Source organism: Streptomyces sp. NPDC057900, from assembly GCF_042887885.1.
In the GTDB taxonomy this organism is placed as follows: domain Bacteria; phylum Actinomycetota; class Actinomycetes; order Streptomycetales; family Streptomycetaceae; genus Streptomyces.
Genome location: NZ_JBHVOI010000019.1, coordinates 34,469 through 54,071, shown reverse-complemented (window position 1 = coordinate 54,071; position 19,603 = coordinate 34,469). Strand labels below are relative to the sequence as shown.

The window sequence follows — 19,603 nt, the reverse complement described above, 5'->3', positions numbered from 1 at the left end:
CTGCCGGCGATGCCAGATCCGTAGCGGCCCTGGCTCGATCGAGGGCGGCTTCGAGCCCGGTACGGGCGAGCTGCGGAGTATGGGCGGTGGGTTCGGTCAGGGCCCGGGCGCGGGTGGTGGTCCGGTCGGTGTAGCTGGCGGTGAGGCCAGGGGTACGGCGTGGTGGCGGCTTCCAGGACGGCGAGGAGCTGGTCGATCAGGTGGAGGGCGTTGGTCGTCGCCGCTGCCGGGCGAGGGAGCTCGGGCGGATTGCCTGATTGCCGAAGCGGCCCCGCGCCCGGTCTGCGGCTTGCTCGATGCGGCGCCGTTTATCGTCCGCCGGGTCCAGGAGCAGCTGCTGGACGGCGTTCTGGGTATCGGTGAGGTCCGCGCGGACAGTGATCGTGCGGACGCGGGCGCGCTGTAGTCCGAGGCGGGCGTACAGGTCGTAGGCGGCAGTGCGCAGTGCCGGTGTGTGAGCGGTGTACTCCTCCAGCGTGCGTGAGCGCTGCGTCGTGGCACCGTCGGCGTACGAGATGCTCAGGCCGAGCCGCACGGCGACCTGGCCGGTGGTCCGCAGCCGCAGCCCCAGCCGTTCGCAGAGGTCGAGCAGGGCTCGACGGTGTGCAGTGGGGTCGAGCTCGTCATGGCTGAACGCGTAGGAACAGCCGGTGGACTTGGGTGCGGCCTCGGTGGTGACTGGGCGCGGGTCCAGGCCGCGGGCGCGTTGCGACAGCGTCACGGCGGTGGCCTTGCCGAGGATGCGCTGCAACGTCAGCAGCGGAACGTCGAGAAGGTCGCCGATGCGGTGCAGGCCGTACTCCCCGAGCGTGCGGGCGGTGGCCGGGCCGACCCCGTAGAGGGTGGCGACGGGCTTGGGGTTGAGGAACGCGGCGATCGCCTCGGGGTCCGGGGCGACGACGGTGACGTGGCCGGGGGCGGTCGTGTCGGCCGCCATCGCGGCCAGCATCCGGTTCGGGCCGGCGCCGATCGTTGTGTGTAGCCCGAGGTGTGCGGCCAGGCGGAGTGCGGCCATGGCCGCCAGACCCCCCATGTCCCGGTCGAAGAACCGCAGGGCGCCGGTGACATCGAGGTCGGCGGCGTCCGGCGGGAGGGCCTGCACCAGCGGGGTGAGATCACGCAGCAGTGCGAGGGCCTGCTCGTACGGTTCCTGGGCGGCCGGGCCGAGGTTGTGGAGCTGGATGCGCAGGATGCTTCGGGTGGTCATGGCGTTCACCCCGCCGATCCGGGGGATCGGTGTCCCAGGCGCCGCAGGTCGGCTGAGCGGGACCCGGCGGGCTGCAGATCGCTCCAGGCGTTGAGTTTCGCGCCGGCCGTTCCGTCGTCGAGTGCCCGGCCCGCACTCGGCGTGCTGCTGCTGCGGGCTGGTGTGGGGGCGGGTGTGGTGCGGCCGAGCAGGGCGAGGGCGGCTTCGGGGCCCAGGTCGCGGCGGGTGGTGGCGACTTCCTCCAGGTCCCAGGCCATCTGTCCGACCACCGTGCGCCGGGTGCCGCGCTTCTCGACGACTCCGCGGACCAGGAGCAGGCCGGAGTGGAAGATCGTGTGCGCGCAGGTGTCGTGGGAGTCCTCGAAGAACGCGAGGTCCGCGAGGCCGGAGCCGTCCTCCAGGGTCACGAAGATGACCCGTTTGCCGGAGGGGATCGGCGGTGTCTGGGTCGATGCCCGTACGCCGGCGACCAGCACCTGCTGTCCGGGGTGCATCGCCTGCAGGTGGTGGGCGTCGGTCGCGCCGAGCTCGGCGAGCAGGCGGTGGTGGTGTTCGAGCAGATGACGGGTGACGTCGATGGAGAGCACGTCGATCTCGGCGCTCATCACGTCGCGGCCGGTCATCTCGGGCAGCCCGGCCGGCTCGCCCGCGTGCGTCTCGTCGCCGAGCGGCAGTTGGCCGTCGATCGTGGTCCGGTTGCGTGCGGAGCGGTGCAGCTCGGTGGCCTGCAGCAGCAGATCCCGCCGTGTCAGCCCGCCTTGCAGCGGAGCGAGAGCTCCGATCTTGATGAGGCGCTGGGCGAGCGGCAGGGACGGGCGGGCGCGCAGCCACAGATCCTGCAGTCCGGTGTACGGCTGGCCGGCTTCGATGCGGGCGCTCTCCGCCTCGGTGATCCCGCGCACCGTGGACAGCGCGAGCCGTACGCCCCAGCCGTTCGGGGTCGGCTCGACGCTGTACGCGGTGCGGGAGGTGTTGACGTCGACCGGCAGGATCGGCACGCCGAACTGCTTCGCGTCCTGGACCAGGACGCGGGGCGCCCACATGCCTGGGTCGTGCTGGAGGATTCCGGCGAAGAACGCGGCGGGGTAGTGCGTCTTGAGCCAGGCCGACTGGACGGCCGGGACCGCGAAGGCCACGGCGTGCGCGCGGCAGAATCCGTAGGCCCCGAACTCCTTGATGATGTCCCAGACTTCGTCGATCACGTCCGGGGTGTAGCCGCGCTCGCCGGCGCAGCGGCGGAACCACGTCTCCACCTTCGGCAGCCGGTCGGCGTCGGCGAGGGCGCGGCGGGCGACGTCCGCGGCGGCACGGTCGCAGCCGGTCATCGTGGCCAGGATCATCATGATCTGCTCGTGCCAGATCACCACCCCGTACGTGTCGTCCATGATCGGCGCAAGGTCGGGGTGGGGGTAATGAGGCTTCTCGATCCCGTGCCGGGCGGCGATGAATTTCGCGGGCATCCCGCCGGCGACCGGGCCGGGCCTGAAGAGGCTGATGTCGGCGATCACGTCCTGCATGTGCCGTGGCTGGAGCCTCGAAATGAGATCTTGCTGCCCGGAGCTCTCGATCTGGAAGCAGCCCAGCACCTTGGCGCTGCGGATCAGCTCGAAGGTGGGCTCATCGGCGAGGTCGACGTGGTCGGGACTGTCGAGGTCGATGTGCCGGCCTGTGGTGCGGCGGATCTCGGCGACCGAGTGCGCCATCGCCGACTGCATGCGTACGCCGAGGACATCAAGCTTCAGCAGGCCGAGGTCCTCGACGTCGTACTTGTCTGCCTGCACCGTCGGATAGGCGCCTCCCGGAGCGGGCTGCACCGGGAGGCGGTCGAGCAGGCTCGCGTCGGAAAGGATCACACCGCACGGGTGCATGGCGAAGCCGCGCGGCAGCGCGTCCAGGCCCTCGGCCAGCTCCCACAGCGGACCGTACCGGTCGGCCTCGGCTCCGAGCTGCCGCAGTTCGGGCAGCTCGGACAGCGCGGAGCCGATGTCGCACGCGCGGATATGCGGAAAGCTCTTCGCGATCCGGTCGACGCTCTGCGGGCGGATCCCGAGCGCGAGCCCCGTATCACGCAGCGCGTGACGGGCACGGTAGGTCTCCGGCATCCCGGTGACCGCCACGCGCTCGGAGCCGAACCGTTCGAAAATCCGGTCGTAGACCTCCAGGCGCCGGGCGGACTCGACATCGAGGTCGATGTCCGGCAGGGAAGTACGGCGCTCGCTGAGAAAGCGTTCGAACAGGAGCCGGTGCGAGAGCGGGTTGGCCGTGGCGATGAAAAGGCTGTGGTTGACCATGGACCCGGCACCGGAGCCGCGGGCGGCGACCCGGATCCCCATGTCGCGGACGTCCGCGACGACCTGGGCCACCGCAAGGAAGTACGCCTCATATCCGAGGCGCTCGATCACCCCGAGCTCGTAGCCGAGCTGATCCATCGCCCGCACATCCCGGTCGAGACCGCGAGCGGTCATCCCTGCCTCGCTGCGCTGCCGCAGCAACCGCATCCCGTCCCCCGACCGGTTGCCGGCTCCCACCACGGACGGCTCGGGGAAATGCGGACGGCCCAGCCCGAGGTCCGCGACCGGATCGATCACACACTCCTCACCGGTCCGGGCGGTCTCGGCAAGCAGCGCGGCCGCCCGGCCAGGACCCGCGCCCGCGGCGCGGCAGATCTCCTCCGCCGCGGCCGCCATCGCCTGTGGGCCCTTCAGCCACCGCTCACCGCAGTCCAGGCGGGACCGGTCGATGGGGCGCAGCAGGCGTGCGGAGTCCAGGACGTCGGCGATCCGGTGCTGGCCGGGATCGGCGTAGCGCACGGCGTTGGTCAGCACGGTGCGGATGCCGAGGCGGTCGGCCAGGCCCAGGGTGTGGGCGGCCAGACGGAGCGATCCCGGGCCCAGGCCCTGCAGCCCCCACCACAGGACTTCCAGGCGCAGGTTCTTCCCGGCCATCTCCCGCCAGGGGGACAGGAGTTGCTCGGCGAGGTCCGGGCGTCCGGCCGAGAGCGCCCGTACCGGTTCCGAGGCCGGACCGAGCAGCATTGTGAGGCCCTGGCCGGCGGACTCGGCCAGCGCTGGCCAGTTCGCGGTCGGCGGCCCGTCCCCGGCGGCGTGCGCGGCGGACACCAGACGGCACAGCCTCCCCCAACCTCCTGCGTCCTGCGCGAGCAGCGTCACCCGCAGCGGGGCCTCCACCACGTGCGCTCCCCCGCGCACCGGGGTACGCGGACGGGGCGCGGCCGGTGCCGACGCGTACGGGGCGACCGCGAGGTCGACGCCGAAGACGGGCCGTACGCCGGATCCGGCCGTGGCCTTCGCGAAGCGGACGATCCCGGTGACGGTGTCGCGGTCGGTGAGGGCGAGCGTCTCGATGCCTCGCTCGGCGGCCCGGTCGACGAGGGCGTGCGGGTGCGAGGCGCCGAAGCGGGTCGAGTAGCCGCTGGCGACATGCAGCTGCACCCCACCACCCATCACGCCCTCCGAACCCATAACCCCCAAAACAACCCAAACCAACCGTCTGGACCACCAGAGTACTCGAACAAGAATCGAACACGCGACTCATGGTCATGAACTCCTGAAGAGGAAAGCCGCTGTGGAGCTCAGCGCCCACGTGGCCGATGCCCGCGCCGCCTGCGCCCTGCCACTGTCCCTCGCCGAACACCACCCGCTGCTCTGTGCTGCCCTCCCGGACAGCGACGGCGTACTGCGCGCCCGGTGGTGACCCAGCTCGCACGCCGGGTGAGCCAGCAGGCGCTATGTATCGAATTTGTCAGGCCAGATGTCGTGCTCAGTCACAGCCGGGTGGTTCTGCGAGAGGGCCGTCTGGCGCGCATGGTGGAGGGAGGAGCTTGATTCCCGCGCCCTCGGATTCCACAGCCGCTGGGCGCCCCTGCCGGAAGCCGGTGAGCTGCGTGAAAGCGCTCGTGTACCAGGGCCCGCGTGATGTTGCCGTGGTCGACATCCCTGACGCCAGGATCGAACGTCCCACGGACGTCATCGTCAAGGTCACCTCGACGAACATCTGCGGATCCGACCTTCACATGTACGAGGGACGAACCACGATGGAGACCGGCAGAACCCTCGGCCACGAGAATCTTGGAGACGTTGTCGAGGTCGGTGACGGGGTGGACCGGGTGAAGGCCGGCGACCGCGTCTGCCTCCCGTTCAACGTCGGCTGCGGGTTCTGCGCCAACTGCGAGCGCGGACTCACGGGCTTCTGCCTCTCGGTCGACTCCGACACACCCGGCGGGGCCTACGGCTTCGCAGCGATGGGTACGTACGGCGGCGGCCAGGCCGAGTACCTGCGCGTGCCCTGGGCCGACTTCAACTGCCTCGTCCTGCCGGAGGACGCCGCAGAGAAGGAAAACGACTACGTCATGCTCGCGGACATCTTCCCCACCGGATACCACGCCACCGAGCTGGCAGCCGTCTCGCCGGGGGAATCCGTGGTCGTCTACGGAGGCGGACCAGTAGGGCTGATGGCCGCGTACTCCGCGTACCTGCGCGGAGCGAGTCAGGTTCTGGTGGTGGACCGCCAGAGTGACCGGCTGCGGCTGGCCGAGGAAGCCGGGGCTACCGCAGTTGACGATTCGCAGGGCGATCACGTCGAGCAGATCCTCGACCTCACCGACGGCGGCGCCGACAAGGGCTGCGAGTGCGTCGGCTACCAGGCCCACGATCCACAGGGCACCGAACGCCCCGAAGCGACCCTGAACGACCTCGTGGCCTCAGTGAAGGCGACCGGCGCCATCGGTGTGGTCGGCGTCTTCCTCCCCCAGGACGACGGCGCCCCGACCGAACTGACCCGGAAGGGCAAACTGCCCTTCGATTTCGGCAAGTTCTGGTTCAAGGGACAGCGGATCGGAACGGGCCAGGCCAACGTGAAGGCGTACAACCGCTACCTCGGCAACCTCATCCACCACGGCCGAGCAGAGCCGTCCTTCATCGTCTCGCACGAACTGCCCCTGGCCGACGCGGCCGAAGCCTACCGCCACTTCGATGACCGCGACCCCGGATGGACCAAGGTCGTACTCAAGCCCTGACCACCCGCAGCAGATCACTTCTTGTGCTTGACGTGCGCCAGCACCAAGGCGCCGCCAGCAGCAACTGGACCAGCCCGCCGACCAGGCCACGCCCTCCAGCCAGCCGCGGGCGGCCTGACCCCGGCTTCATCCCCGGCGCCGCCCTCCTCTGCGCTCGGACCGCACGGGAACCGGCGGCGCGCCGGTCGGGCCCCGCGTCCCGCGCCCCCAGGGGAGGAAGAGGGCCAGCGCGGCAAGGACCTGGCCGAGGCCGGGAAGGATGTGCTGTAAGTCCTCGGGGCGGGCCTTAGCCACGACCGCCTTCGCGACGATGGCGACCACGGTGAGCAGCATGACGATGACCGCGAGCGCGGCGAGCAGGACGTAGGCGGGTACGGCAGAAGCGAGTTCCGTCACGGGGACCTCCGGACATAGGGAAAGCCCCGGCGGCTGCCGGGGCTTTTGGACACGGGACTAGCAGGTCTGGGTGGGCAGACAAAGACACCCGCGCCCGGGGAACCCGGGCGCGGGTGTGCCTTCAAGCGGTTGAGCCAGCGAGGGATTTGGTCGATCTATCAACCTCGCCTTGGTGCTTGCACCGTCGCGAGGGAGCTTGGCTCCACCTCGATCCGCCGGTACCTCTTTATGCGGTTGTGGTGCATCATCCTGGCAGGGCCTGCGACGCCCGGTCAAACCTCGTGGTCAGGTCATGCGGTCCGTCCAAGCTGACGCGGTCCCTGCGCCTTTCCGGCCCGCTCGGCTCGGGCCCTGCGCAGCGCTGCGGCTTGGGTCACCGCGGCCTGGCGGCGGCGTTGGTCTCGGACCGCCTCGATCGGGGCCGGCGCATCGTCCGGCACGACATCGGGCTCGGGGAATGCCGGGCGGCTGAGCTCACGCATCGCCTGGTTCTGCCGCTCCAGCGCCTCCGCGATGCCCGGGTCCGTCCGGCGTGCCGGGGTGGCCGACTGATGCGCGGCGAGCGCACGGTGGTAGCCCTCGCACGCCGTCTTCCTGGTCTTCGCCGGACCGGTGGGCGCGGGCGAGGGCGGGCCGGCCGGGTCGGTGTCGGCCGGACCGGGCGCAGGCGCGGCGCCGGGCGGCAGGATCCGCAGGGCGCGCACGACGGTGCGGCCCGCTGCCTTGTTGGCGGCCGCGATGACCCCGGTCTGTTCCAGACGGGTCTGCGTCGCCCAGGCCGACGATTCCGGGCACACGGTGAGCTGGCCGGAGTCCTGGGCGTACGCCACCGCGGCGACGTGCCCGGCGAGTTCGGGAGCGATAGCCGCCCAGCGCTGGCGCAGCGTCGCGCCGGCGGCCGGGAGCGTCCAGGCCCGTTCTGTGACCAGCGCGCCGATCGCCGTGCCCAGGCCCATCGGCTCGCGCCCGTCGCGTCGCACCGTCGCGCCGGTCCGCGGCTGCTTCTTCGCCTTCTGGCCGGCGCCGTTCTTCCGGGCATGCTCCATCGCGGCCCGCAAAGCGACCCTCGCAAGGTCGACGCCGGACGTCTCGCCGCCGCTCACGCCTGCCCCCAGATGGTGTAGCCGAGGTCCAGGTGACCGAGGTCGGCCAGGCGCTGCACGGTCTCAACGAACGCCCGAGTGAACAGGCGCCGCGCCGACGTCTCGCCGTACCGGTCGATGTGGTCGTGGACGAGCTGGTGGTCGGCGGCGGCGCGGTTGCGCCAGTCCAGGACCTGCTCCCGGGTGAGGTCCTCGAGGACGAGCTCCTGGTCGTCAACGTCCGCAGGGTGCGGCTCGGGAGCGGGGGCGGCAGCGGCCGGGCGCGGCACGGGCAGCGCGACCGGAGCCACCTGTGCGGCCGGGACCTCGAAGGCCGACTGCGCGGCGGCGGCTTCGGCGCGGGCCTGGGAGGCGGCGGCCTGCTGTTCGCGGACCTGCTCCCATCGGCGGGCCTTGGCCCACGCTTTGGCCGTCACGTCCTGGTGCAGCTGCTGCTCGATGGCCGTACGGCGCTCGATCTCCGAGGCGTTCGGCATCGAGGTGTCGATGACGGCGGCGACCGTGCGGCGCTGGGCACGGCGGTCGGCCTGCCGGTCCTCGCAGCGCGGGCAGTCCCGGCCGGAGTCGAGCAGCGCGCCCTCATCGCACCGGGGCTCGGTACACAGCTGGCGCTGCGGCAGGGCCCGCCCGATCAGCCAGCCCACCGGGTCGACGATCGGCTTGCCCAGCCGCATCTGCTCCTCCAGGCGCCGGGCGAGCCGGTCGGCCAGGATCTTCGGCCCATCGGTCGGCCCCGCGAAGCCCACCACCTGCTTCAGCTCGCTGTGGGCAGCGGTCTCCACCAGCTTCCGGGTGACCGAACGGTCCAGGCGTGCCCACACCAGGTCGACCGGTGCCAGGACAACCTGCAGGTCCTCCGACGGCAGAGCCACCCTCCCTCGCTGCTGCCTGCCCTGACCCGCACCGCCCACGACCCGCACCGGGCCGCCGGCCACCGGCCCGCGGCCGGGCTTCTCGCTGCTGATCGACGGGGACTTCTTCGGCTGTTCCCCGCGGAGCGGGCCGCCGTCCTTGCGCACGCACGCGCGGTCCGGCAGACCGTGGTGCCCACCACGGCCTTCGCCGGAAAAGCCACCAGAGAGCCAGAGAGACCCACCGGGAGTAACCACAGAAGCGTGAGAGGCGTGAAGGTGTGCAGCATCGGCGCGGTCTGCCGAACCTGCACCCAGGTCCTCCCCGGCGCCCTGAACCCCAGTAACCACAGGGGTCACATCCTCCATCGTCGCTTCAAGATCGCCGGATGCAGTAACGGCGAGGTCTGAAAACATCGCGTCGGCGACCTCGCGGGCCTCCCGGACGGCGATCCCGTGTGCCTTGGCGACCGGCAGGAGCCGGACCCGGCTGCGCGCGTTCAGCCCCGACACGGTCTCGCGCCGGTCCACCGACAGCACGTCCTGCTCCTGGAGCCGGGAGAGCACCTTCGCCCCGCCCGCCGGCGAGCAGCCCAGCAGTCGCGCCACCGTCGCCGCTGGACGGCCCCGCTCGGTGTCCACGCTGCCCGAGCACAACGGCAGCCAGCCCTTCGCGTTCGAGGACAGCACCATCAGCAGCAGCCCGAGCCGGTCGGTCGCCGCCCCGCGCCCCTTACGGTCCGCGAGCATCCCGGCCGGGGTCACCCGGCCGTCCTTGTGATTCCAGCCCGGCGCGAACAACGCCTCGATCAGCGCCAGGAGAACGACCAGCTCCACCCGCGACAGCGCCAGGGCGTGCCGACGGTCCCCGCCGTGCTGCGCCCGGTACATCGGGATCACCCAGCACTTCAGGCCCGTCACCCGCCCGATCGGGCTGACCTTTTCGTTCGAGCCGAGCACGCCACGCTCACGCAGCTGCGGAAGGACGTGGTGTCCGATCCGGGACGGCTTCAGCCCGACCCACCGACCGAGCTCCTTCGCGGTGACGGTCGCGCGGTAGTTCTTCGCCACCTTGGCCTTCGCCATCAGCACGACGGCCGCCAGGCGCACCGGGTCGTCCGCACCCTTCAGGCCGGGGTCCGACAGCAGGGCGCGCACGGCCGCGAGCAGCCGGGTGCGCATCGTCTCGGTCAGCTGGAGCGGGTTGCCCACCTCCAGCCGCGCGACCGGCTCGGCCTGTGTCGCCACGGCGCTCACCGGCCCGCCCCGGCGAGAGTGGAACCCGTACGGGCCGCGATCTTCTGCGTCTGCATGGGGCCTGTGTACACGCCAAAGCGGACACCCCCCTGAGCAGACAAAACGCTCGAATCCTGATCCACGCGACGACCCTGCACCGCGAGCCCTGTGGACAGAGGCCGGTGAGCCCCGATTGCCCCCGTCGCTCCCGCACGGCGGGCAACGATCTCGGATTGCGTCCCGCCACACGGGAAGCCGTCCTCGCGGACGACGTCCGCGAGCGGGTGCACGAGCCGGGCAGCCGACCCCGCGCCCGCCCCCGGCGAGACCGCCCCGAAAGCCCCCCGCTTGTAGCTTCCTACCGGAAGACCCTTTTCCTGCACGAACAAGAAAAGGAGGGATGAACCGTACGTCGATCCCGTCACACGGGACGACCGCCGCGCCTGAACCGGGGTGAAACGGACAGGGTCAAGCTGACAGGGGGACACCACTTCGGGCACTATGAGAACGACCTACCTTCCATATAGCTGGACGGACCAGAACCCCTCGGGGCTGGACCGGCCTCCTTGCGGATGGGGTGGAGCCGTCCCCTTCGTGAGAAGAGGGCGGGCGCCGATCGGGTGGGGGAGATTTCTCCGTCCCTCCCGGTGTTGCTGAACCGCGTGGCCCCTGTGGTGGGGGCACCGCGGGTGACGCAAGTTGCTGATCTGGCTGTGGTGGCCGTGGTTAGTGGCCGGTGGTGGCCCTGATTAGGGGCCGTGGAGTAGTGAGCGGCTTGATCGCCGCAGCTCAGGACCAGCGCTAACTGGGATCTGAGCGACCGACTCGGGTTATGAGCCCGAGTCGGAGACGGGCCGCGCGAGGCCAGCGGGAGGTTAGTCCGCTTCTTGGCGCGCGCGGCCGATGACTGTTAGGTCATCCCGATCCCCCCTCGGAGGCCGGCGTCGCGCTGCCCGGATCCAGTACAGCGGCGTTGGGGAAGCGCTTTGCGAGCTGATTGAGCAGGTGGATGTAGACCCTGCGGTTCGGGGGCCGGGGGTTGGTCTTCCCCAGCTCCCAATTCACTACGGAGAGGCGCTTCACGCCGACCGCGTCCGCGACCTCCTGCTGGGTGAGATTCGCAGCGAGGCGCAGCTGAGCGCGCACCCGCGGCGGCGGCAGGACGTCGTCTTCCAGGCCCTCCAGCAGGGCGTCGACCCGCTTCAAGCGGTCCGGGTCGGACATAGCACAGACTCCCATGATCGAATGATCTCCGAAATATACACCATTTGATCTATGAGTGTGGGGGTGCAGCGCGACCGCCTGGCCGCCATTCATGCCGGGCACCGAACGGTGAACAGCTGATGGGACCTCTCACTTCGAGTCCTCACGGTCCAGTTGCCAGGCGATCCGATGACGTAGACCTGCCCTGTCATGCGAGGCCCCCCAGGTGCGAATTCACGGCCTTCGCGGCCGCTGCCAACTCGGGCAGCTCCACCACAACGACTCCAGCCTCCACCAGCTGTTCGTAGCCGACGCAGTCGTCAACGAACAGGCTTGGCTCGCGCCAAGCGATGACGACGCGCGGGATGCCGGCCTCAAGGATGCGCCGCGCGCAGGGTGTACGGGCGGCGCTGCGCTGGGAGCAGGGCTCCAGCGAGCTGTAGATCGTCGCACTTGCGAGGCGCGGATGGTCCTGGGGGAGTTGGGCGAGGGCGACTTCCTCCGCGTGCTCGCGAGGGCCGGTCGCGCGGGAGTAGCCGGACGCCAGCTCGGTGCCGTCCTCGCCTACGATGACCGCTCCGACCGAGTAGGCACCGGGGGCCGGAGGGCACAGCGCGGCGAGGTCGATCGCACGCTGTATCCAGCGCAGGTCCTGGGCTCGGTCGGGGGTGTACATCAGGCGGTGCGCTCCTTCGGGGAGTAGCGGACGAAGACGACGTCGTCGATCGCCCGGATCTCCAGCACTTTCATCCGGGCCGTCGATCCGCCGGGGTAGTCGGCGGTGCCCAGGAAGCGTGCCGCCTCCGGCTGACCCACCAGCAGAGGCGCGATGGCGAGGTGCACTTCGTCGGCGAGGTCCGCGGCCATGAGCTGGGTGTGGATCGTGCCGCCGCCCTCCACCATGAGTAGGCCGACTCCACGGCGCCCGAGCTCATCGAGGACCAGGCCCCAGTCGAGCTCCGGGCCGACGCTGACGACGTCGGCCAAGCCGTCGAGCGTGGCGCGAACCTTCTCCACTGCGGCGTCGACGGTGACGACCAGCTTCTCGCCGCCGTGGTGCCAGAAGTTGAGGTCGGCGGGCAGGTCCCCGGTACGGGTGACCGTGACCTTGAGCGGGTAGGCCGGCTTGCCCTCCGCGACGCGCTGAGCTCTGCGTTCCTCGCTGTTGACCAAGAGGCGCGGGTTGTCCTTACGCATGGTCGTCGCGCCGATCAGGATGGCGTCGGACTCCGCGCGGACCTGGTCGACGCGGTCGAAGTCGGCCGCGTTGGACAGGCGTAGCCGCTCGGGGCTGGCGTCGTCCAGGTAGCCGTCGACCGACATGGCAGCGGAGAGGATGACGTACGGACGCGTGGTCATAGGTGATGTGATCCGTTCTGCTCAGGATTCGTGGGCGAGTGTGCCGTCGAAGTGCGCGCGGAACTCCGCGACCTCGGGCTGGCGCTGCCAGGGCACCAGCGCCTTGTCGAGACGCGCGAGCGCCCGGACGATCCGGCCCGAGCCCGTGTCGTTGGCGATGGCCAGGGCCTGGAGGCCGACCGCGGCGGCCTGGTCGGGCGCAGCGGCACCGGCGTGGGCCACGGCGGCTTGAGCCATGTAGACGCCGCGGTCGCGGTGGTAACCGTCGGGCAGTGCCTTGATGGCGCTGGTGAAGACCTCTGCGGCCTCCGCGTGCTTGCCCAGCACCTCCAGGCCCTGCGCCCGGTGTACCTCCACGTACTGCTCGTTCAGCCATACGCCCCAGGGCGTCGTATCGCCGGAGACGCGATCGAGGGCGTTGCGTACGTCGTCGATCGCGCGCTCGCTGTCGGTCGACTCACCGCGCAGTGCGTGCCCGTACGACTCGTAGGTCCGGGCGACGGCGGCCAGTCGGCTACGAGGACGAGCCATGCGCTGCGCGGCTTCGGCGAGGTCGACGACGTCGACCAGGTCGCGCAACTCGCCGGCGAGCTGTGCCTTGCGGGCCATCACGTACGAGGTGAGGTCACCGTCCCCGACGGTGTGGCTCCACTGGAACGCCCGGTCGAGCCAGAACTGCGCGTTGTCGAAGTCGCCCAGGTCCTGGTAGAGCCAGGAGGCGAATTCCGCGTACTGCGTCTGGAGCTCCATGAGGGCGTGACGATCAGCGCCCTTCGCGTCCTGACGCAGCTGCTTGATGTCCTCGATATGCTGGCGCGCGGCCGCGACGGCTCGGCCGGGGCCGAGGAGGTTGTCGCTGTCGATCAGCAGACGACGCGCACGCTGGAAGTGCTCGACCGGCGTGCCGCTGTAGGCGGAAGCCGATCGGGCAGGCCGTGTTAGCCCCGGCAGAGAGCTGGCGGCCGCCGGCGTCCCCCCGCCCAGGGCCGCAGCTGCACCGAGACCCATTCCGCCGCGCAGCATCGCGCGTCGATCGAGTGCCACGAAAACCACCGATCCATCCCGTAGACGAGCGGGGACAAAGATCCCCTCATCGTCCGACGTTGCCTGCTGGGATGCGGCCATGGCCAGGTCCACCGATGATTCGGACACATGGAGCCCTGAAACGGACACATGACCCTGCGAGGAATCATCCGTGCCGATGCGCTGCCACAGCTCGATCAGCAGGCCCTGGGCGTTGAGTACGCGGTCCAGCTGTTCGACCTCGGAGCGGTATTTCGGAGCGCGCTTCGCGTTCTCCCATTTCCACAGCTTGGAGTACGAACAGAAGGCCTCGTCCGCAAGGCCGCGCAAGCTGAGGCCACGCCGCTCGCGGAGGTCTCGAACCGTGTAGCCGAAGCGGTCCAGGGGCGATGCCTCCGGGGTCAGAACGTTCGGCTTCTGCCCCACGTTGATCCCCCTCCATGTCTCCTATCGGTGTGTCCAGCGGCTGGACACATGTCAGACCTAGAACCAGCTCCGTGGTCGGGCCTACAACTTTGCTAACGAAGTTGGACCGGCCAAGGAGGGACGAACATGCGTAACGGGACGCGAGGAAGGACGTCAGTCGCTTCGGCCCTTCTCGATACGTTCGAGGCGTGCGGCGAGGTCGGCAACCTGCTCCTCAAGGGCCTTGAGGGCGCGGGCAGTCGAGTCCTCGCTGGACTCGGAGGCAGTCTCCGTGATGAAGGAGCCGCGCCCCTGGTGGGAGTAGATGAGCCCCGCCGTGCGCAGCTCCGCCAGGGCTCGCTGGACGGTGCCGGCCGCGACGCCGTACTCCTCTGCCAGCTCGCGTGTGCTCGGCAGTTTCGTCCCGGCGGTCCAGCGACCGGAGCGGATCTTGTCGCGGACATCCTGAACGATTCGCTGGTACGGCTGCACGGCCTCGTTACTCATGAGCCACATCGTAGGTCGACCCCCTCGCCTTAGCTAGCTTCCATAGCTTCCTCAATCAAGCACTTGACACGCCCCCGACTGTATCAGCTAAGTTAGGTATGCCAACGAGGTGAACGGGGCGGTAGAAGCCCCCACCTGGCACTTCCTGGGATCACGTAGCCCGAACCCCGAAGGGAGCACCACCCCATGAACGTCACCCGTCGCCCCGCCGCCAGCCTCGCCACCGAGTACTTCGACACGGAGACCCAGGAGCTGTTGGACGCCATCGACGTGGCGCTGCCGGATTTCGGCGACATCGACCTGGACATCGCCTTCGGGACGCCGCTCGAGATGTACGGGCTGGTGACGTCGGACGAGCTGGCCCGGTGGGACGCCGCGGCCGCGGTGACCAAGGGCAAGACCAAGGCGCTCGACGAGGTCATCGCGGAGTCCGGGGCGCGGCGGGAAGCGGCGCGGGACATCGTCGCCGCCGACCCGTCGATCACCGAGCTGGTGCGCGAGCGCCTGGTCGACGTGCTCCTCCCCTACGCCACGCAGCTGCGCATCGCGCCGCCGGTCACCGCCACTGAGCCCGTGCCGCTCGCGGCCTAGCTCCAGCCGGGTCTTCACGGACCCGGCTCCCCCACCCGGAACTGCCCCTGCGGGCGGCGCCGGATGAGGGAGCCGGACCCTCGGTCCCCGATTGACCGCCCAGAGGAAAGCCCGCAGGGGTGAGTACGAAGGAAGCGGCCGTTACTTGAGAACTCAACAGCGTGATCCACCACCGCAGTTCCGGCCGTGAGCACACCGGTCGGAGGTGAGTGGAAACCCGTCGTGAGGCGCCATTACCCCTGGTGGTGGTAGTCGGCACGTGCAATGACCCGTCAGGCGCCCTGCGCTTGGGGCGGCCCGGTGCAGTAACAACCGGGCGCTCATTACTGATGGCGAGTGCGGAGGGCCTACATCCCACGACGTAAAGAACGACGCGACCCGCTCCCAGACCCTCGGCACCTGGTTCCAGCCGAGGCGAGGAGCCGCGTCGGGACTGAGGGCACCTCGTCTCCCTCCAGTACGGCAAGACGAGCAGCGCGGCGGCAGAGGCCGCGCCCCCTGATTTGCAGCCCCGCGCTGCCCAGTCGCTCACCGCACGCTTCGGCGGTCGGTGAGCGGTGGAGAGCGCGGAGGAACGCGCTCAGAACGCCGTGACAGCCCCTGCTGTCCAGAACGTTGATGGAGGCCCGATGTTCGACAGCACAGTCCGCCCGACCGTGACCCCCGCCGCCCGCTCTCTGCTTCTCGCCGTCTACGCCACCCCGGCCGGAGCCGAGGTGGACGTTCGGGAGCTCCCCGACCGCACGGTAACGAGCACCTGCACCGGCTGCGGCGAGTGGGCCTGGCCGACGCAGCCCACCGCGGCCCAGGCGCAGGACCACGCGAACAACTGCCACCGCCGCCCCCGCCGGGCTTGACGCCCTGGTTGTCCAGCCGACCCGGCTGGGACGGGGATGGCGGGAGTCGGGACAACCCGTCCCGCACCACAACGACGGCCCCGAGGATCGCACCCCCGGGGCCGTCAGGACCTGATAGGAGGCCCGATGAACATCATCACACGCAACCAGGCCGACGAGGCCTTGCGCAGGGCGCAGGAGGCCGACCGCCGTAACGCGCAGGGCGGTGGTCAGCGATGACCGACGCCGAACGCGCAGAGCTCGCCCGGAAGAACGCGGAACAGAACCGGCAGTCGAGCGGATCGAACGCTGGCAAGAAGTGACCTTCTGGATCACACGGGCCCGGACCGCGCAGCACACCGCGGCCCGGGCCCTCGCCGCCCACGGCATTCACCACCCGCTCGCCCAGTCCCTGCTCGTTGCCGCGGCTGCGGCCGCCGCCAGGGCCTGGGCGGCTGGACACCCGGTACACCGTCTGCACGCTCCAGCGGATCATCCCCGGCCGTCGCCGCGATCCGCCCCCTGACCCCGGAGGTACGAGCTATGCGCTTCATCTACCTGCTCGGTATGGCCGGCCCGTTCATTGTGATCGCCGCGGTTTTCCTCTCGCGCTGATCCGTACGCCGCGCTTCCTGCGTTGCCCAGTCGCCACTGGCCCGCCCCTCAAAGCGGTCCGGTGGCGGTGGAGAGCGAAGGAGCACCCGCTTCCCGCTCTGTTCGGCCCTCGCGGCTGGAGAGCACTTCCCCGACTCCCCGTCCTTGGAGGACCTCGTGATCAGCCTTCCCCTGTTCCTGTTCGCCGGTGGCGCCACCTGGCTGTTCTGGCGCTCCGACATGCGCGCCGGAGTCCTGCTCGCCGCACTCGTCTGCGGCTACGCCCTCGCCACGTCCCCCCTTGCCGGGGCCATCAACGGCATGGGCAGCGGCATCAGCACCGCCGTTCAGAACGCTGGCAACGACCAGGCCAGCAGCCGGTGAGCCTGCCGTCTGCCCGTGGCTCCGCACCTCAAGGTGCGGGCCCGCGGGGAGGTGGCAGCCCCCGATCCCACACAACCCCCTCACTGGAAGGAACTCACCCGACATGAGCGACAGCGACAGCGGCGAGAAGCTCGGCTCGAACCTCTCCCAGCTCATCCAGCAGCTGGAGAAGATCGAGTTCGCGACCGACCGCGACCTCTACCAGTACGCCCGGATCCTGCGCGCGATCGGCCTTGAGCTCCACATGCGGATCGGCATGGACGCCGACATGGTCGGCGCCATCCTGTCCCAGTACAGGGGCAAGTGGTGGACCTTCGGTGCCCAGTCCAAGATCCGCTCGAAGCTGGTGTCCGCCCACCTCAAGGGCGGCGCATCCGCTGCGAAGGTCCTCGGGCTGAGCGGCGTCAAGATGTACGCCTCCTTCGTCAAGCACTTCATCCAGCCCGAGATCGAGGCTGAGCGGAAGGCGCGCGAGGGCAAGGGCTCGAAGCCCGGATTCTCCATCGGTGACAAGCCCAAGGGCGCCGCCGGGCGTCCGGGTGAGGGGAGGGCAGCGTGATGGCCCGCCGTATCTCCGCACGAGCGAAGAAGATCGACACCCGTACCGAGGAGGAGCAGGAGTCCTCGAAGAAGGCGTGGGTCACCTACGGCGGGCCGTGGGGCATCAACGTCGGCGGCAGCATCGTCGCTGAGACCGCGCACGTGCTGCTCTCCACCACCCCGGCCTCCCTGGCCCTCGCCTCGCTCGGCCTGGCCGGCACCGGTGCGGCGCTGGTCAAACTGATCAACCACATGGACGTCAAGGCCAAGCGCGAGAAGGACGTCCGCTACCTCCACCAGGTCAACAGCGTCGCCACCACGGCCGGGATCACCCTCGGCACCGTGGTGGGCCTGGAATCCGGCGCCACGATGGGCGCCTGGGCGCTCGCCGGGTCCGGCCTGTGCATCGCCAACCACCTCTGGTCGGCGCTGCACAAGAAGAGTGCGGGAGAGAAGACCGATGGCAAGTGGGCCAAGCTCGAATCCGAGATCGGCCTGGCCAAGCACGAGCTCCAGGAGGCCAAGTCCAACGGCAAGGGCACGGTCGTCGCCAAGATCGAGGCGAGGGACGGGGCCACGGCGGACGAGTTCGCCCGCCGTATCCCCGCCATGACCTCCGCGCTCAAGCTCGGGTCCGGCCGCATCACCCACACCGTCGACGACGACGACGCCTCGCTGATCACCATGCGGGTCCAGGTCGCCGACCTGCTGAAGGACGGGTTCGCCTGGCCCGGGCCCTCCGCGTTCGGCGCTGGGTTCGGCGACATGCCGATCAACCTCGGACGGTACGAGGACGGCGAGACGCTCAAGCTCAACCTGCCCGGCATCCTCAACGACCCGCAGGAAGTCGAGGGTGGCGAGAACGTTGAGCACTGCGTCGCCCAGGGCGTCAACGGCGCGGGCAAGACGGTCGGCAACTCGATCATCGTGACCGAGGCCGCAACCCGCACCGAGGTGTCCGTCATCGTCATCAACTGCAGCAAGTTCATGCAGGACTACGGGCACGTCCGGCACGCCGCCGACATGGTGATCACCAGCGAGAAGGACGCCCGCCGGTTCTTCAAGCAGATGCACACCGTCATCAAGGCCCGCGGCGAGTACCTCGCGGCCAAGGGCCTTGCGAAGTGGAAGCCGGGCTGCGGCCTGAACTTCCTGCTGATCATCGGCGAGGAAGCCGCCGACTTCGCCGACGGTGATGCGTACGGCAAGGTGCTGCGCACCCTGCGCTCCACCGGCGGCTGGTTCCTCTCCTCCATCCAGCGCGCCACGCACGACCAGATGGACACCACGGCGCGCTCCAACCACCCCGCCGGTATGGCCTACGGGCTGTCCGACGGGGCGGAAGCCCAGTACGTCCTGCCGCCCGAGGCGATCGACGCCGGCGCTTTCCCCGGCTGGGCGAATCGGAAGCCCGGCTACCTGTACGCGGCCGGGATGGGCATCAAGGAAGACCGCTGGGCGGTCACCGCCCGCACCTACAACGCCGACCGCCCCACCCTGGCGGCCGCCGTCACCGCGGGCATGAACGTGCGCACCCCCATGGACACCACGACCGCTGAGGCATTCGGTGCGCTGTGGACCAACCGCACCTCCTACACCACCCCGCTCCTGGAGGGCGACACCGACGGGACCGGTGCCTTCCCCCAGCAGCCGGCCGCACCCGCCACCCCGGCGGCTGACCCGGCCTCCGAGTACGACGCCGACGACGAGTACGAGGAGGACGAGGACGTGGAGATCGACCCGGACCTGCTCGCGAAGGAGACCGAGGACTTGGACGAGGAACTGCGGCAAATCCTGGCCGCCGACCCCGAGCCCGGCGCGTACGACAACCTCAGCGTCGACAACGAGATCGAGGCCCCGGCCGACGACGCCCCCGTCTTCCAGCTGCCGGGCGCGGTGTCCGACAAGGACAAGCTCTCCCCCGAGGACACCAAGGACGCCATCTTTGCTCGCCTGGATTCCTGGGTGCGCGAAGGCAAAGAAAGCTTCGAGCCCAAGGAGCTCAACGACCTCTGGATGCGGGTCAACAAGAAGGGCACCCGCGACTGGTGGAACCGCCTCAAGAAGCAGCTCCTGGACGACGGTGTCATCGCCAAGGACGAGTCCGAGGAGGGCTACGGATCGTACGACCTGATCCGCTCCCCGCTCGAAGACAACAACTGAGAGTCACCAAAGTGAGGAGGGGTCGCACACCGCACAACGCACTGTGCGACCCCTTCCCCTCTCTAGGGAATTTCCACTGTGCAGGCCCGAACATAGGTAATTGATCCTGGTTTGGACCCTGTGCGGTGTGCGCCGCACACCTCCCTCGCACATTACGGAAGGTAGTCAGA

17 protein-coding genes are annotated in these 19,603 nt (G+C 69.8%); 7 read left to right on the top strand and 10 right to left on the bottom strand.

From position 1 onward, the window contains the following. Positions 1-196: 196 nt before the first annotated feature. Both ACFVQ0_RS35700 and ACFVQ0_RS35695 read right to left on the bottom strand, forming a co-directional pair. On the bottom strand, positions 197-1,216 hold the full coding sequence (locus tag ACFVQ0_RS35700) for a hypothetical protein (RefSeq protein ID WP_390093354.1): 1,020 nt from the start codon (positions 1,214-1,216) through the stop codon (positions 197-199). Next, the gene (locus ACFVQ0_RS35695; RefSeq protein ID WP_390093353.1) at positions 1,213-4,671 is read right to left on the bottom strand and encodes a DNA polymerase III subunit alpha; all 3,459 of its coding nucleotides are present in this window, start codon (positions 4,669-4,671) and stop codon (positions 1,213-1,215) included. The genes ACFVQ0_RS35700 and ACFVQ0_RS35695 overlap by 4 nt, the downstream gene beginning before the upstream one ends. 121 nt (positions 4,672-4,792) lie before the next feature. On the opposite strand from ACFVQ0_RS35695, the gene ACFVQ0_RS35690 reads away from it, so the two are divergent. Together ACFVQ0_RS35690 and ACFVQ0_RS35685 are read left to right on the top strand one after the other, a co-directional pair. Next, the gene (locus tag ACFVQ0_RS35690; protein WP_390093352.1) at positions 4,793-4,921 is read left to right on the top strand and encodes a hypothetical protein; all 129 of its coding nucleotides are present in this window, start codon (positions 4,793-4,795) and stop codon (positions 4,919-4,921) included. A gap of 190 nt (positions 4,922-5,111) precedes the next feature. Continuing rightward, the gene (locus tag ACFVQ0_RS35685) at positions 5,112-6,242 is read left to right on the top strand and encodes a glutathione-independent formaldehyde dehydrogenase (RefSeq protein WP_390093351.1); all 1,131 of its coding nucleotides are present in this window, start codon (positions 5,112-5,114) and stop codon (positions 6,240-6,242) included. A gap of 126 nt (positions 6,243-6,368) precedes the next feature. Here the strand turns inward: ACFVQ0_RS35685 and ACFVQ0_RS35680 are convergent, their stop codons facing one another. The 8 genes from ACFVQ0_RS35680 to ACFVQ0_RS35645 all read right to left on the bottom strand — a co-directional run bounded on the left by ACFVQ0_RS35680 (position 6,369) and on the right by ACFVQ0_RS35645 (position 14,325). Next, the gene (locus tag ACFVQ0_RS35680; RefSeq protein ID WP_390093350.1) at positions 6,369-6,638 is read right to left on the bottom strand and encodes a hypothetical protein; all 270 of its coding nucleotides are present in this window, start codon (positions 6,636-6,638) and stop codon (positions 6,369-6,371) included. 290 nt (positions 6,639-6,928) lie between these two features. Beyond that, positions 6,929-7,684, bottom strand: coding sequence for a DUF721 domain-containing protein (locus ACFVQ0_RS35675; RefSeq protein ID WP_390093349.1), 756 nt, complete (start codon positions 7,682-7,684; stop codon positions 6,929-6,931). A gap of 53 nt (positions 7,685-7,737) precedes the next feature. Further along, a complete protein-coding gene (locus tag ACFVQ0_RS35670; protein WP_390093348.1) occupies positions 7,738-9,840 on the bottom strand; it encodes a hypothetical protein in 2,103 nt (700 codons plus the stop codon). Between the two features lie 903 nt (positions 9,841-10,743). Then, entirely contained in the window at positions 10,744-11,052 is a 309-nt protein-coding gene (locus ACFVQ0_RS35665; RefSeq protein ID WP_390093347.1) for a helix-turn-helix transcriptional regulator, read from the bottom strand. A gap of 187 nt (positions 11,053-11,239) precedes the next feature. Further along, positions 11,240-11,707 (bottom strand): deaminase, encoded by a 468-nt coding sequence (locus ACFVQ0_RS35660; protein WP_390093346.1) that lies wholly within the window; start codon positions 11,705-11,707, stop codon positions 11,240-11,242. Beyond that, positions 11,707-12,390: a RibD family protein gene (locus tag ACFVQ0_RS35655; protein ID WP_390093345.1), complete on the bottom strand. Its 684-nt coding sequence runs from the start codon at positions 12,388-12,390 to the stop codon at positions 11,707-11,709. The genes ACFVQ0_RS35660 and ACFVQ0_RS35655 overlap by 1 nt, the downstream gene beginning before the upstream one ends. A gap of 21 nt (positions 12,391-12,411) precedes the next feature. Then, the gene (locus tag ACFVQ0_RS35650) at positions 12,412-13,839 is read right to left on the bottom strand and encodes a helix-turn-helix domain-containing protein (protein ID WP_390093344.1); all 1,428 of its coding nucleotides are present in this window, start codon (positions 13,837-13,839) and stop codon (positions 12,412-12,414) included. A 153-nt stretch (positions 13,840-13,992) separates the two neighbouring features. Then, positions 13,993-14,325 (bottom strand): GntR family transcriptional regulator, encoded by a 333-nt coding sequence (locus ACFVQ0_RS35645; protein WP_390093343.1) that lies wholly within the window; start codon positions 14,323-14,325, stop codon positions 13,993-13,995. Positions 14,326-14,511: 186 nt separating this feature from the next. Here ACFVQ0_RS35645 and ACFVQ0_RS35640 point away from each other — a divergent pair, with 186 nt between their 5' ends. The 5 genes from ACFVQ0_RS35640 (at position 14,512) to ACFVQ0_RS35620 (ending at position 19,433) form a co-directional block, all read left to right on the top strand. Then, positions 14,512-14,916, top strand: a complete 405-nt coding sequence (locus ACFVQ0_RS35640; protein WP_390093342.1) for a hypothetical protein — start codon at positions 14,512-14,514, stop codon at positions 14,914-14,916. A 629-nt stretch (positions 14,917-15,545) separates the two neighbouring features. Beyond that, positions 15,546-15,773: a hypothetical protein gene (locus ACFVQ0_RS35635; RefSeq protein WP_390093341.1), complete on the top strand. Its 228-nt coding sequence runs from the start codon at positions 15,546-15,548 to the stop codon at positions 15,771-15,773. A 750-nt stretch (positions 15,774-16,523) separates the two neighbouring features. Beyond that, a complete protein-coding gene (locus tag ACFVQ0_RS35630) occupies positions 16,524-16,730 on the top strand; it encodes a hypothetical protein (protein ID WP_390093340.1) in 207 nt (68 codons plus the stop codon). Between the two features lie 103 nt (positions 16,731-16,833). Then, complete coding sequence (locus ACFVQ0_RS35625; RefSeq protein WP_390093339.1) at positions 16,834-17,289, top strand: hypothetical protein; 456 nt, start codon at positions 16,834-16,836, stop codon at positions 17,287-17,289. Next, positions 17,289-19,433 (top strand): hypothetical protein, encoded by a 2,145-nt coding sequence (locus ACFVQ0_RS35620; protein ID WP_390093338.1) that lies wholly within the window; start codon positions 17,289-17,291, stop codon positions 19,431-19,433. The genes ACFVQ0_RS35625 and ACFVQ0_RS35620 overlap by 1 nt, the downstream gene beginning before the upstream one ends. The last annotated feature ends 170 nt before the right edge of the window (positions 19,434-19,603 follow it).

Coding starts and splice junctions, on each gene's coding strand:
- ACFVQ0_RS35695 (WP_390093353.1), bottom strand. CDS start 4,671: ATGGGTGGTGGGGTGCAGCTGCATGTCGCCAGCGGCTACTCGACCCGC.
- ACFVQ0_RS35675 (WP_390093349.1), bottom strand. CDS start 7,684: ATGGAGCATGCCCGGAAGAACGGCGCCGGCCAGAAGGCGAAGAAGCAG.
- ACFVQ0_RS35665 (WP_390093347.1), bottom strand. CDS start 11,052: ATGTCCGACCCGGACCGCTTGAAGCGGGTCGACGCCCTGCTGGAGGGC.
- ACFVQ0_RS35660 (WP_390093346.1), bottom strand. CDS start 11,707: ATGTACACCCCCGACCGAGCCCAGGACCTGCGCTGGATACAGCGTGCG.
- ACFVQ0_RS35655 (WP_390093345.1), bottom strand. CDS start 12,390: ATGACCACGCGTCCGTACGTCATCCTCTCCGCTGCCATGTCGGTCGAC.
- ACFVQ0_RS35645 (WP_390093343.1), bottom strand. CDS start 14,325: ATGAGTAACGAGGCCGTGCAGCCGTACCAGCGAATCGTTCAGGATGTC.
- ACFVQ0_RS35640 (WP_390093342.1), top strand. CDS start 14,512: ATGAACGTCACCCGTCGCCCCGCCGCCAGCCTCGCCACCGAGTACTTC.
- ACFVQ0_RS35635 (WP_390093341.1), top strand. CDS start 15,546: ATGTTCGACAGCACAGTCCGCCCGACCGTGACCCCCGCCGCCCGCTCT.
- ACFVQ0_RS35625 (WP_390093339.1), top strand. CDS start 16,834: ATGAGCGACAGCGACAGCGGCGAGAAGCTCGGCTCGAACCTCTCCCAG.
- ACFVQ0_RS35620 (WP_390093338.1), top strand. CDS start 17,289: ATGGCCCGCCGTATCTCCGCACGAGCGAAGAAGATCGACACCCGTACC.